Genomic DNA, 13687 nt, shown 5'->3' on the forward strand with positions numbered 1-13687 from the left:
CGCTCAAACTGAACAGGGACTTGGGATCCATAGTAGGCCTCCGTGATCGCGTAACTTCAATGAATCACCATAGCCGTCCAAACGCTACCGGTTTTTGCGGGTCTCCAGCTGGCAAGGGGGAGAAATCTCCCCCGTTGACCCCCTCTTAAGCAAGGAGAAACCAGTCATGACTATACCGCGAACATCCCGCCTTTCCGTCAGAGCATCCCCAGACGAGCTGATACGCTGGAACCATATCGCTCGTGCTCAGAGCCATGCCACAACTGCCGACTGGATACGTTCTCTACTCACCCGTGCAGAGCTGTCTGGTCATGATGGCCGTCCCGTTCCCGAGGAACTGCGTGGCATACGCCATCAGCTTTCCCGGATCGGCAACAACCTCAATCAATTAGCCCGTTCTGCAAATTGCGAGGATGCCGTCCGGTGCGGATGTGTGCTCGATGATCTTGGCATCCTAATCCATCAGCTTGACCAGATACTGTCACGATCACGCAAGAGCCCTTCCTTCAGGTCAGCCCCCCCCCCGCACGTGCGACGACGCTGACATGACGCGTCATTGAAAGTCCTGTGAGAACATGACCCATGATCGTCAAGGAAAGCAGGATCACAACAAAGAGCGGAGCCGGTGCCATTGCCCGTCATGTGTTGTATGGCGCGAAAAATGAAGCCATCAGAGTTCTGTCCGGGTCTGAATGGCTCCTGCATGACCATATGCGCGAAGCCCATCGTGAAGGACTGAAATACGGTCTCCGTCATATCGCCTTCAATCCAGATGAAGTGATGACCGATGAACAGCTGTCAGCCTTTGCCCGTCGTCTGTCTGACGAACTCCACGCAGACCCCGAACACCTTACCCTTGTCATCCACCAAAAGAACGGAAGTACCCACGGTCACATGATCCTGCCAGAGTGGCAACAAGATCATGTCCTGGAAAGCCGGTTCACATGGATGCGCATGGAAAAAGTCGCGCGCCTTGAAGAAATCCGACTTGGGCACAAACTGGTGGCTGGTCGGCATGACAGGGCGATTGCCAAAGCCTTGCGCAAGGAAGGTCGTCACAGTGAAGCGGAACAGGTCGATGCGCTCGTTCCCGTTTCTCATGATGCAAAACCCCGCGCTGCCTACACATCAGAGGCGCGACGTATCACCGAACGACAAGGACTTGATCTTCCAGCCCTGAAAAAGCTGGTCACGTCTCTCTGGTCACAATCAGACGGGTTAAAAGCTTTCCGGGCAGCCTTGAAAGACCACTCTCTGACGCTGCGTGAAGGGGACCGTAAAGAGACACGACTGGGCGCTCACATTATTGAAACCAGTGATGGCCTTCTGGTGGGGAGCTTTACCCGCCTAGCAAAAGTCAAAGCCGCAGACTTTCGAAAACTGCTTTTAGAAGAGCAGAGTCAAATCGAAAATGAACGAGAACTCAACATCAAGAGCACGCGCCTAGCGATCCGCCGAACAACCGCAGATTTTTATAACGAATACCCTATTCCCAAACCGTCTGACACTCAGCCAATGCCCAGAAAACCACCGGTTATAAAACGTCCGAAAATCCCTGCATGGCGAAAAGAACTCTGGCTCAAAAAAATGGCTGACGTGGACGCTCTCACGACAGAACCACTCCTATCCTCCTCTTCCGTGCACATCATCAGCACAGAGGAGGCCCGTTTTCGGAAAGAGATCAGGAAAGCCATCGCACAACAACACGTTATTCTTGACCAGCAGGCACCAGAGACAAGCTGGAAACCTCTTGATCGAGATAAGATGATAGCGACATGGCGCAAGCAGCTTACCCCTTACCAGAAACAGCTCAGAAAAAGCTTTGACCATTATAGCGTCGCAAAACGAGAGTGGCAGGACGCTGAGAAAAGTCGCTGGCAGCGTCTCACTGGGAAAGCCACAAGACTTGAAAGAAGAGCGGATCAGCTCTTTTTCGAATTTCTGGAGGTTCTGCGTTTTGTTGTGCAAGCCTTGCTGCATATCGTAGGACTGCGCTCAGAACCACCCCAGCCTATTCGAACCGTCCTAAGTGAAAAAAGAAAATCAGTGCTGCAACGTTTCAGGAAAACCTATGATGCAGAATTTTCCGCCATGGCCGACATACAGATGCTGGACCCATGGCTTAACCAGCGTTTTGACCGTATCGTGCAAGCGCGCCAAAAGCGCATTACAGATTGGAACAGAGCGCACAGAGACAAGAAAGATACTGCTCAGCGTGAAATTAAGCGGCTTTCTGATTTGCTCGACACGAAAAACCATAAAGTGAAACATCAGGTGCTTATCAGGCCGTCTCGTTCCCGCAGTCCCACACTGTTTCCCGCACCGAACCCGCAGACCCAACACCCAACCCCTGGCACACCTTCACCGTTTTAAAGACTTTGGAAAGTCTCTTGACGAGAACTGACTTCTTCTCCAAAGTGTTTCTCGTACATCGTTACCAAGAAGGACGTCTTTTAGCGTTTTCCTTGATGAAACCATGAAGGTTTCGAACGCAACTCACCCTGTTTTCCGGGTTCGAGTCCCGCAGTTTGCACCACTAACCTATTGAAATATAACAGTAAAATGAGAATTTGACGGGTCTGCGGGATTTTCCCGTTTGTCTTCCCAGACTGGGAAACGCAGATGCTCCGACTCATCGGGTCTCATTACCACTTCCGCCGGGCTGTGCCCGTTGCAGTGCAGGCTCGACTGGGCCGAACCGAAATTTCTCTCTCCTTGCAAACTCAGAGTAAGCTGGTAGCCCGCGAACGGGCAGCAGCCCTTTACGCCCGAACCGGCGCACTTTTTGAGAAGGCAAAGACGATGGAGACTGACCTGTCACGCGAGGACCTGATTGCCCTGCTAACCGAACAGGGCAAAATCATCGCGGAACAGGAAGAACTGCTCACCCTTGCTGATGATGCTTTCCGGGCTGAAAAACGCGCCCTGCAAGCCGATCACACCCTGACTTTAATGAATCAGGCGCAGAAGGAAGGCGCTTTCATCTCTTTCGCCACAGACTCACTCAAGGCACTGGAAGCACGGCTTCAAAGCATGATGCAGAAAGTCTTTACAGACAGTGCCGTGAGCAAAAAAGAAAAGGACATGTTGCGCGAGCAGATCAAAAGCCTTTCCACCCTGATTGTCGATCTGGGCAAACATCGCCCGGCTGCCCCTGCGAGTGGTCCAGTGGAAAGCACGGTTGAAAATGCGCAGCCCAAAACCCGCAAACCAACCTCCCCACCCCTGTCCGTGATGGCAGAAAATTTGTCTTTGCAGACAAAGACAAGAGCGAAGATACCAGAAAAGCGACACGCAAAACCGTGGACCTCTTTATTGAAGCCTTCGGGGACATGCCGGTGAAAAAAATCACGGGCACGGTCGCTGGTGAATTTTTCGACCTGCTCTCAGACCTTCCTGCCACTCATGGCAAAGGAAGAACTGGCCTTCCAATCCGTGACGCTGTCGCACAGGCCCGCGAACGTGGGCAGGAAACAGTCAGCGGGAAGACGGTGAAAAACCATTTCTCCCGTCTGTCCGCCTTATGGATGCATCTTGTGCAACGAGAAATGGCTGACCGGAATCCATGGGCCGGATGGGATTTCAACATTACAAAGAAGATCGTACGGCGAGGCTGGACAGATGATGAACTGACACTGCTTGCCCATACCCCATGGAGTGGCACATCGGTTTCCCGTACCACTTGGGCAGGGGTCATCAGTATTGGCATGTTCACGGGGATGCGTCTGGGCGAAATCTGCAACCTCAGACGTCAGGACATAGACGTTATTGAAGGGGTTCCGTGCTTTCATGTCCGCCCGCACCCCGAGGACAACTGGTCTCCCAAAACGTCAGCGGGCATACGGATCATTCCCATTCACTCGCACCTGCTCACCATGGACGGGCTCAGCCTGCTCAGGGATAACCGGGGAGCACTACCTGTTTCCTGACCTCACGGTTTCAGCGACGGGCGAACGCGGAGACAATTTTGCTCGGGCTTTCTCGAAGCATAAAAAGCGTATTGGCATCCCGGAAGATGTGACGTTTCATTCCTTCCGCCATACTGTTTCCACCAAGCTCAGAAATCAGGAAGCCCATATCCGTGAACTGTGGATTGATACCGTGCTTGGGCATGAAGCCAGCCATAAATCGCAAGGGACGATGAACTATACCTGCGGAATTGAAGTCGCCAACCTTCAGCAGGTCATCGAAGCCCTTCACTACCCAGAAGAGTGCATCATACCTTTTTGAAAGCCTTATGGTGACAGTCTCGTTTGCATAAAAACAAAAACAGGAAATCGGGCATCTCAATAGGTTACCCTTACAGGGAGCCAGCTTGTCAAATGGCTACCCAAGGGTAGCCTTCGACAAGCTGGCAAGGGGGAGAAATCTCCCCCGTTAACCCCCTCTTTTAGGAGAACCTTGTTATGCCGATTGCCCGAACTTCCCGCCTTTCCGTCCGTGCATCACCCGATGAACTGGTGCGCTGGAACCATATCGCCAGCACTCATGGCCATGCCACAACTGCCCACTGGATACGCTCCATCCTGACCAGTGCGGAACTGGCCGGGCATGATGGACCACACGTTCCCGATGAACTACATGGGATACGTAATCAGCTTTCCCGTGTCGGGAATAACCTCAACCAGCTTGCCCATTCTGCCAACTGTGGCGATGTGGTGCATTGCGGGACTGTGCTGAACGAGATTGAGAAGCTGATCCAGCATCTTGACCACCGTCTCCCCCGCTCACGGAGAAACCACCGTGGCAGGTCTGCCCGTCGCAGGTGCGACAGGCCAGCACTGACCCTGCACTGACTGTTTGTGGTCATGCCCCATGATCGTCAAAGAAAGCCGGATCAGAACAAAAAGTGGCGCGGGTGCTTTGTCCCGCCATGTGCTGCATGGTGCAAAGAATGAAGCCATCCGGGTTCTGGCGGGGTCGGACTGGCTCATGCGTGACCATATACGCGAAGCCAGACGGGAGGGGCTGACATACGGTCTGCGCCATATCGCTTTCAATCCAGATGAGACCATGAGCGATAACCAGCTTTCGGACTTTGCCTGTCGCCTGTGTGAAGAACTCCATGCCGACCCGGAACACCTCACACTCGTCATCCACCAGAAAGACGGCAGCACACACGGGCACCTAATCCTGCCCGAATGGCAGGGCAACCATGTTCTGGAAAGCCGGTTCACATGGATGCGCCTAGAGAAAGTCGCACGGCTGGAGGAAATCCGGCTTGGTCATGCTCTCGTGCCCGGAAGGCATGACAAGGCTATTGCCAAGGCCCTACGCCGGGAAGGCCATCATCAGGCAGCGGAACAGGTCACAGCCTTGAGCCCTGTTTCTGACAGCGCTAAACCGCGCGCCGCCTACACATCGCAGGCCCGACGGATCACGGAACGACAGGGGCTTGACCTCCCGGCGATGAAAAAACTGGTCAGCGCCCTCTGGTCACAGTCGGACAGGTTAAAATCATTCCGGGCGGCGCTGGCGGAACATGGCCTGACCATGCGCGAAGGGGACCGGGCGGATAAACGGCCAGGAGCGCACATCATTGAAGATCAGGACGGAAAACTGATCGGCAGCTTTACCCGCCTGACAAAAGTCAAAATGGCAGAGTTCAGGAAACTTCTTGCAGAAGAACAGCAACCAACTGTCCGCAAGCCAGAAACAGATATCAAAAGCAGCCGTTTACCCATCCGCCGGACAACCCCTGATTTTTATGAGGAATACCCTATCCCCAAAGACCCAGACACTCAGACCGTCCTTAGAAAAAGACCTGTTATAAAACGACCCCAAATGCGCAAATGGCAAAGAGAACTCTGGCTCCAACGTATGGCTGATGTTGATATGCCAACGACTCAGCCCCTTCTTTACACATCCTCTATCCGCATCATCAGTGCAGAGGAGGCCCGTTTCCGCAAGGAGCTCACAAAAGCTATTGCACAACAACAAGCTATTCTCGACCAGCAAGCCCCGGAAGCAAGCTGGAAACCTCTGGACAGAGACAGAACCATAGCGACATGGCGCAGACAGCTTATCCCCTATCAAAAGCAGCTCCGAAAAAGCTTTGACCATTATATCGTTGCAAAACGAGAGTGGAAACAAGCGGAAGAAAGCCGCTGGCAACGCATGACCGGACGAGCCGGGAAACTGGAAAAAGTCTGCCAGCAGCTCTTGCTCGAATTCCTCGAAATCCTGCGGTTTGTTATACAGGCGTTGCTGCATATTGTCCGGTTGCGCTCAACACCGCCAGAACCTGTCCGGTCTACCCTGACAGAACAGGATAGACCTGTCCTTGAAGAATTCAGGAAACAGCACGATGAAGAATTCACCGCAATGGCTGATACGGAAAAACTCGAACCATGGCTCCAGCATCGTTTTGACAGGCTAGTAAAAGCCAGAACAGACCGTATCAGACAATGGGACAAGGCCCACCAAGCTGAAAAAGAGCGGGCAAGGCCGGTAATCGCCCGCCTGCGCTCAAAACTGGCTGCTCCAAAAGGCTTGATGAACACCACGGCCATTGCCCCAATCAAACCTCACATGGGACCATCGCCATAAAATCCCGGTTCACCACCGGCCCCGATGCCAGACAGACCTCATATCCCGCCATTGCCTCTCGACCAGATCGCCAGTTTCCGTCAAACTGGGGCATCTGAATTTTCTGAGAAACAAGGCTTTCTTTCATGCCACGCGGTCGCCCTCGCAAGAACCCTGATGCTGCCCCTGCTCCCAAGAAAACCAACAAAGCGAGCAAGGCCAAGGCGGCGAGCGCGACACTGGGCTTTGAACAGCAGATGTTTCTGGCGGCTGACAAGCTGCGCAAGAACCTTGAACCCTCAGATTACAAGCATGTGGCCCTTGGCCTGATCTTCCTGCGCTACATCTCCACCGCGTTTGAAGCCCGCCATGCTGAACTGATGCTGGATGATCCAGCAGCAGCGGAAGATCCGGACGAATATCTGGCTGAAAACATCTTCTGGGTGCCCGAGACTGCCCGCTGGTCTCACCTGAGAGACAACGCCCGTTCCTCCGGCATCGGCAAGATGATTGACGAGGCCATGCTGGCCATTGAAAAAGCCAACCCGGAACAGCTCAAGGGCGTTCTTCCCAAGGATTACGGACGGCCTGCCCTTGATAGCGTGATGCTCGGGGAACTGATTGACCTGATCTCTGACATCGGCATGGGCGATACGGACGACAAGGCGCGGGACGTGCTGGGCCGGGTGTACGAATACTTCCTTGGCGGGTTTGCCGGAGCAGAAGGCAAGCGCGGTGGCGAGTTCTACACCCCTTCCAGCGTGGTGCGTACGCTGGTTTCCATGCTCGAACCCTATAAGGGCCGGGTGTATGACCCGTGCTGTGGCTCTGGTGGTATGTTCGTGCAGTCTGAGCGCTTTGTGGAAACCCATGGTGGTAAGCTGGGTGACATTGCCATTTACGGGCAGGAGAGCAACCACACCACATGGCGTCTGGCCCGCATGAACCTTGCCGTGCGGGGTATTGGCGCGGATATCCGCTGGAACAATGAAGGCAGCTTTCTGCGCGATGAACTGAAAGACCTGCGCTTTGACTATATTCTGGCCAACCCGCCTTTTAACGTGTCGGACTGGTGGAACGCGTCACTAGAGGAAGACCCTCGCTGGCAGTATGGCAAGCCGCCTGCGGGCAATGCCAACTATGCGTGGCTCCAGCATATCCTGTGGCATCTGGCTCCCGACGGCACCGCTGGCGTGGTGCTGGCCAATGGCTCTATGTCCTCCAACCAGAATAGCGAAGGCGAAATCCGCCGCCGGATGGTGGAAGCCGATGTGGTGGACTGCATGGTGGCTCTGCCCGGTCAGCTTTTCTATTCCACCCAGATTCCGGCCTGCCTGTGGTTCCTCACCCGCACCAAAAAGCAAAAGGGCTGGCGAGACCGGTGCGGAGAAATCCTGTTTATTGACGCCCGCAAGCTGGGCAAGCTTGTTGACCGCACCCGCCGGGAACTGACGGACGAGGATGTGGCCCGCATTGCCGACACCTACCACGCATGGCGTGGAGAAAAGGACGCGGGCACATATGAGGATATTCCGGGCTTCTGCAAATCCGCCACGCTGGATGACGTGGAACAACACGGCTTTGTTCTGACACCGGGCCGCTATGTGGGAGCAGAGGAAACCGAAGAAGACAGCGTACCGTTTACCGAACGCTTTGCAGCCCTTGAGAAGACTCTGAAAGAACAGTTTGCGCAGGGTGAAGAACTGAACGCAAAAATTACCGCCTCCCTGAAGCTGATCGTGCAAAAGGAAAGCGTGTAATGCTGTATCTCACCCCACTGGAACGCGCGCTCAACCGATTAAAGGAAGGCTGGACACGCCACCTTGACCAGCCCGACGACGAACAGTTGCGGGACGGCCTGATCCAGCGCTTCGAGTTTACCTATGAACTCAGCCACAAGACCCTGAAGCGCTTTCTGGAAGCCAATTCAGCTTCGCCCGAGGACTATGACCGCATGGGCTTTCCGGACATGATCCGCTCTGCCAACGAGGCCGGACTACTCAAAAGCGCATGGCCCCAGTGGAGCGTATTTCGCAAAATGCGCAACCTGACCAGCCATACTTATAATGAAGCAACAGCCAAACAAGTTGTGGCCACCATTCCGAACTTTATCGCAGAAGCCGAGTTTCTGCTGGCCACGCTGAAAGAGCGCACAGCGTGACAGGGCAGATCGACATTACGCCCGAAGAGCGGGCCATTGTACTGCGGATACTCAACGAAATTGTGCCCGACCGTGAAGTGCGGGTCTTTGGTTCGCGCGTGACAGGCAAGGCCAAGCCGTTTTCTGATCTTGATCTGGCGATTATGGGTGATGAACCTTTGTCTTTGGAGACGCGAGCACGATTGGAAGAAGCTTTTTCTGAGTCTGACCTACCATGGAAAGTCGATGTACTGGATTGGAAGCTTGCAGAAATAGGATTTCAAAAAATCATTTCTCTAAAAAGCGCAATGATAAAACCAAAAACAATCGGATACTCGAAATGCTAATTTTAGGCGAAAACTGTTTGAAGATTGGGAGTGGTGCCACGCCAAGAGGTGGCAAAGAGGTTTATAGTTCTGATGGTCCTATAGCTTTAATTAGAAGTCAAAATATATATAATGATGGTTTTAATTTTAACGGCTTAGCTCGAATCTCAACTGAACAAGCAAAAAATCTAGAAAATGTTGAAATTTTCATTAATGATATACTCCTGAATATCACAGGAGACAGTGTTGCTCGCACTTGCATAGTCGATCAAAACGCTCTCCCAGCAAGGGTAAATCAACACGTAGCGATTATTCGAACTAATCCCAAAAAAATAAATCCGTTTTTTTTACGTTATTATCTTATCACTCCAACCATACAAAATCATCTATTGGCATTATCTTCAGCTGGAGCAACGAGAAATGCTTTAACAAAAGCAATGATAGAGAGTCTTCTCATTCCTAATTATAACCTTTATAAACAACGTACCATAGCCTCCATTTTAGCCATCCTTGACGACAAAATAAACCTCAACCGCCGGACAAACGAAACGCTGGAAGCCATGGCGCGGGCGTTGTTTCGGGACTGGTTTGTCGATTTTGGCCCGACACGTGCAAAAATGGCCGGAGAAGCCCCCTACCTCGCACCAGAATTGTGGGAACTCTTTCCCGACAGGCTGGATGATGAGGGGAAGCCTGAGGGGTGGCAGTCTTTGCCTTTGGCTGATCTGGCCATTCTAAGCAAATCCTCTATCAATCCTGCTCAATTTTCTGATGAAGATTTTTTACACTTCAGCTTACCAGCTTTCGACAAAGGTATGATGCCCGATTTGGTAAAGGGAGAAGAAATTAAGAGTGGAAAATTTTCCTTACCAAGTAATTCTATACTTTTATCAAAGCTCAATCCTGAAACACCACGTGTTTGGATGGTCACCGCTCACGAAGAGTCTTACCAGCGAATTTGCTCGACTGAATTCATGGTTCTTAACCCACTCCAAAAAAATTGGCTTGCATTGATATATTGTGCCTGCCTTAGCCAACCTTTTCGTGAAACTTTGCAGGGAATGGTAACAGGCACATCTAAAAGTCATCAAAGAGTTCAACCTTTGGCCGTTATGCAAACGCACTTATTGCATGCCACCGATATCCTCATGCGTCAGTTTGGGCTTACCGCCCAGCCCCTGCTTGCTAAAATTAATTTCAACCGCAATGAATCCAGTACCCTCGCCCAACTCCGAGACCTCCTCCTCCCCAAGCTAATGTCCGGCGAAATCAGCATCCGGGATGCCGAAAAGATGGTGGAAGACGCGGCATGAGCTTTCTGTCCGAAAACGAGATTGAAGACTGGGCCTGCGACATTCTGCGCGAATGTGGCTACACCATTGTCTGGGGGCCAGATATTGCCCCCGGTGGCAAAAATCCCGAACGCGCCTCGTTATCGGACGTCATTCTGGAAAAACGCCTGCGGGCAGCAATAGACAGGCTAAACCCGCACCTTCCCCAAGCCTCACGCGATGAAGCTCTTCTGGCTCTGATTCGCGAAGACACACCCGACCATGTGGACGAAAACCGCCGCCTGCATGACTATCTGGTCAATGGCGTACCGGTGGATGTGGTGCGCGAAGATGGCACACAGTCTGGCGACCGGGTGCGCCTGCTGGATTTTGAAAGCCCGGAGAACAATGACTTTCTGGTCGTGCGCCAGTTCGTCATTGAAAAGGACGATGCCAACCGCAGGCCAGACCTTGTTCTGTTCATTAACGGTATGCCGCTTGGAGTGGCTGAACTCAAAAGCCCCAGTTCCGAGAACGCGACGCTGGATTCAGCCTGGAACCAATTCCAGACCTATCGCAGCCTTATTCCCTCTCTGTTCCGCTTCAATGAAGCATTGATGATTTCGGATGGCACACAAGCCCGCGTTGGCTCGCTCACTGCCGACCGTGACCGCTTCATGCCATGGCGCACGATCAACGGTGAAGACCTGATCGCCAAAAACCATAAGGAAATGGAAACCGTTCTACGGGGCGTGTTTACCCCCCTCTGGTTTTTGGGTCTGATCCGTGACTTTGTGCTGTTTGGCGAAAAGAACGGCAGCCCCATCAAAATTCTGGCGGGCTATCACCAGTTCCATGCCTGCCGAAAGGCCGTGGCGCAGACTGTGCGCGCTTCGGCACCGGATGGAGACCGCAAGGTCGGTGTCGTCTGGCACACGCAGGGGTCTGGCAAGAGCCTGCTCATGACCTTCTATGCTGGTGTGATTGCCCGCCACCCCGAGATGGAAAACCCCACAATCATTGTCCTGACAGACCGCAATGATCTGGACGACCAGCTCTTCGCCACCTTCTCTGGCGCACAGGCCTTGCTGCGCCAGACACCGGAACAGGCGGATAGCCGAGAGGATTTGCAGAAACTCCTCCGGCGCAGCTCGGGTGGTGTCATCTTTACCACCTTGCAGAAGTTCCAGCCCGAAGAGGGCGAAACCAGCCTGCCCATGCTGACCGACCGACGCAATGTGGTGGTCATGGCGGATGAGGCACACCGCAGCCAGTATGGGCTGGAGGCCAAATTCAACCCCAAGACCGGCAAAATGACCTACGGGTTTGCCAAATATCTGCGCGACGCCCTACCCAATGCCTCCTTTATCGGCTTTACCGGAACCCCCATTGAAAATGCCGATGTGAACACACGCGGTATTTTTGGCGATTACATCGACATTTACGACATTGCGCAGGCCGTCGAAGATGGCGCGACCGTGCCCATCTATTACGAAAGCCGCCTTGTGCGCATCGAACTGGATGAAGACCTCAAGGAAGAGCTGGACGACGAACTGGCCGATATCGTCGAAGGACTTTCCGAGAACGAGGAACACAAGCTCAGCCAGAAATACTCCCGCGTAGAAGCACTTGTCGGCTCGGAACCCCGCCTGCGTCGGATAGCCAAAGACCTTGTGACCCATTTTGAAAATCGCCTGACTGCCCTTGAAGGCAAAGGCATGATCGTGGGCATGAGCCGGGCCATCTGTGTGGCCCTGTATAACGAGATCATCCGCCTGCGCCCCACATGGCATAGTGACGATGACAATGAAGGAGCCATCAAGGTGGTGATGACTGGCAGTTCGTCTGATCCTGCCGGTTTCCAGCCCCATATTGGCAAGAAGTCCAAGGCACGACGTGAACTACTGGCAAAGCGCATGAAGGACAATAATGACCCGCTCCGGCTGGTTATTGTGCGTGACATGTGGTTGACGGGTTTTGACGTGCCCTCCATGCACACCATGTATGTAGACAAGCCCATGCGCGGGCATGGGCTGATGCAGGCCATTGCCCGGGTCAACCGCGTGTTCAAGGGCAAACCCGGCGGTCTGGTGGTGGACTATATCGGTCTTGCCCAGAACCTGAAGGCGGCTTTGGGTGAATATTCCGCTGGAGACCGCGAACAGGTCGGCATTGACGAAGGCGAGGCCATCCGCGCCTTGCAGGAACGCTACGAAGTTGTGCGGGCCATGTTCAACCCCAGTCAGGCAGGCGGCTTTGACTACCGTCCAGCCTTGCAGGATGGCGCGACACCCAAGGCCAAGCTTTCCATCATGGCGGGAGCGCTTGACCATATTCTGGGCCAGCAGCAACGCGCCATGGCCTCTGCCAAAAACGATGAAGAGCGTAAGGCCGCCCAGAAGCGCTACCCGGATGCCGTCAAGGCGCTCTCGGTTGCCTTTGCGCTGGCTTCTGCCAGTGATGAAGCCGCCAGACTACGCGATGAAATCGGGTTTTTCGAGGCCGTCAGGGCGGCTCTGGTCAAGAGTGTGAGCAATGGCAGCGATGGGCGCAATGCGCAGGAACGCGAACTGGCTATCAAGCAACTGGTCAGCAAGGCCGTCATTTCCACTGACATCATCGACATCATGGAAGCCGCTGGCATTGGAAAGCCTGATATTTCCATCCTCTCGGACGCCTTCTTGCAGGAAGTGCGAGAAATGCCCCAACGCAATCTAGCCATTGAAGCGCTCAAGAAGCTGCTGGAAGGTCAAATCCGCAGCCGAACCCGCTCCAACATCACGGAAGCCGAGGCCTTCTCACAACGACTGGAACAGGCCGTTGCCCGGTACCATGCCAACGCCCTGACGTCCGCTCAAATTCTGGATGAACTCATCCGCATGGCCCGAGACATGGCCTCCGCCCGTGACCGGGGAGAGGAACTGGGCCTGACACAAGAAGAAATCGCCTTCTACGATGCACTGGCCCAGAACAAGAGTGCCAAGGACGCCATGGGCGACCCCAGCCTACGGGTTATCGCCACAGCACTGGTGAAGACCATTCGGGAAAATGCCACAGTGGACTGGACGGTCATGGCGCAGGCCCGTGCAAAAATGCGGACTTCAGTCAAACGCCTGCTTCGCCATTATGGATACCCGCCCGATATGGAGGCGGAAGCTGTGCAGCATATTCTTCGTCAAGCGGAGCTGTTTGCTCCTATTTGGGCTGGGCAAGAAAGACTATAGCTGCATCTGATACATACGGAAAAGCGGAATTTATTTTTCAGCTAGAGAACCTGAAAGAATAGAATTTCTAAAGTTAGGATAGCGATTGGGCCTGTTAGGTCTTGATATAGTCTGCTGTAGCAGCGATGAGGATGACGGAGAGGAAGGATGCGGCGGTTTTCTCATATCGGGTCGCGACAGCCCGCCACTCCTTGAGCC

Annotated in this window: 12 protein-coding genes and 1 pseudogene; 12 read left to right on the forward strand and 1 reads right to left on the reverse strand. The window is 53.6% G+C overall.

The annotated features are described in order from the left end of the window. Positions 1 to 166 precede the first annotated feature (166 nt). The 12 genes from mobC (at position 167) to GVI59_RS17420 (ending at position 13489) form a co-directional block, all read left to right on the forward strand. Positions 167 to 544 (forward strand): plasmid mobilization relaxosome protein MobC, encoded by a 378-nt coding sequence (gene mobC / locus GVI59_RS19495; protein WP_242013195.1) that lies wholly within the window; start codon positions 167 to 169, stop codon positions 542 to 544. A 38-nt stretch (positions 545 to 582) separates the two neighbouring features. Beyond that, the gene (locus GVI59_RS19190; protein ID WP_242013196.1) at positions 583 to 2373 is read left to right on the forward strand and encodes a hypothetical protein; all 1791 of its coding nucleotides are present in this window, start codon (positions 583 to 585) and stop codon (positions 2371 to 2373) included. Between the two features lie 303 nt (positions 2374 to 2676). Continuing rightward, on the forward strand, positions 2677 to 3342 hold the full coding sequence (locus GVI59_RS17380) for a DUF6538 domain-containing protein (protein ID WP_173575327.1): 666 nt from the start codon (positions 2677 to 2679) through the stop codon (positions 3340 to 3342). Then, positions 3339 to 3929 carry a hypothetical protein gene (locus GVI59_RS19430; RefSeq protein ID WP_338422121.1) on the forward strand — a complete coding sequence of 197 codons (591 nt, stop codon included), beginning with the start codon at positions 3339 to 3341 and terminating at the stop codon, positions 3927 to 3929. Before GVI59_RS17380 ends, GVI59_RS19430 begins: the two co-directional genes overlap by 4 nt. 88 nt (positions 3930 to 4017) lie before the next feature. Further along, positions 4018 to 4230 (forward strand): site-specific integrase, encoded by a 213-nt coding sequence (locus GVI59_RS19435; protein WP_338422122.1) that lies wholly within the window; start codon positions 4018 to 4020, stop codon positions 4228 to 4230. A 176-nt stretch (positions 4231 to 4406) separates the two neighbouring features. Beyond that, positions 4407 to 4796 carry a MobC family plasmid mobilization relaxosome protein gene (locus tag GVI59_RS17390; RefSeq protein ID WP_173575328.1) on the forward strand — a complete coding sequence of 130 codons (390 nt, stop codon included), beginning with the start codon at positions 4407 to 4409 and terminating at the stop codon, positions 4794 to 4796. A 19-nt stretch (positions 4797 to 4815) separates the two neighbouring features. Beyond that, positions 4816 to 6549: a hypothetical protein gene (locus GVI59_RS19195; RefSeq protein ID WP_242013198.1), complete on the forward strand. Its 1734-nt coding sequence runs from the start codon at positions 4816 to 4818 to the stop codon at positions 6547 to 6549. Positions 6550 to 6674: 125 nt separating this feature from the next. Beyond that, positions 6675 to 8288, forward strand: a complete 1614-nt coding sequence (locus GVI59_RS17400; protein ID WP_173575329.1) for a class I SAM-dependent DNA methyltransferase — start codon at positions 6675 to 6677, stop codon at positions 8286 to 8288. Further along, on the forward strand, positions 8288 to 8689 hold the full coding sequence (locus tag GVI59_RS17405; RefSeq protein WP_173575330.1) for a nucleotidyltransferase substrate binding protein: 402 nt from the start codon (positions 8288 to 8290) through the stop codon (positions 8687 to 8689). The genes GVI59_RS17400 and GVI59_RS17405 overlap by 1 nt, the downstream gene beginning before the upstream one ends. After that, positions 8686 to 9015: a nucleotidyltransferase domain-containing protein gene (locus GVI59_RS17410; protein WP_173575331.1), complete on the forward strand. Its 330-nt coding sequence runs from the start codon at positions 8686 to 8688 to the stop codon at positions 9013 to 9015. The genes GVI59_RS17405 and GVI59_RS17410 overlap by 4 nt, the downstream gene beginning before the upstream one ends. Further along, positions 9009 to 10307 carry a restriction endonuclease subunit S gene (locus GVI59_RS17415; protein WP_173575332.1) on the forward strand — a complete coding sequence of 433 codons (1299 nt, stop codon included), beginning with the start codon at positions 9009 to 9011 and terminating at the stop codon, positions 10305 to 10307. Before GVI59_RS17410 ends, GVI59_RS17415 begins: the two co-directional genes overlap by 7 nt. After that, on the forward strand, positions 10304 to 13489 hold the full coding sequence (locus GVI59_RS17420) for a type I restriction endonuclease subunit R (protein WP_173575333.1): 3186 nt from the start codon (positions 10304 to 10306) through the stop codon (positions 13487 to 13489). The genes GVI59_RS17415 and GVI59_RS17420 overlap by 4 nt, the downstream gene beginning before the upstream one ends. 94 nt (positions 13490 to 13583) lie before the next feature. Here GVI59_RS17420 and GVI59_RS17425 read toward each other — a convergent pair. Continuing rightward, positions 13584 to 13687, reverse strand: a pseudogene (locus GVI59_RS17425) (IS5-like element ISMex42 family transposase); the annotation flags it as partial.

Source organism: Acetobacter sicerae, assembly GCF_011516765.1.
GTDB lineage: Bacteria > Pseudomonadota > Alphaproteobacteria > Acetobacterales > Acetobacteraceae > Acetobacter > Acetobacter sicerae.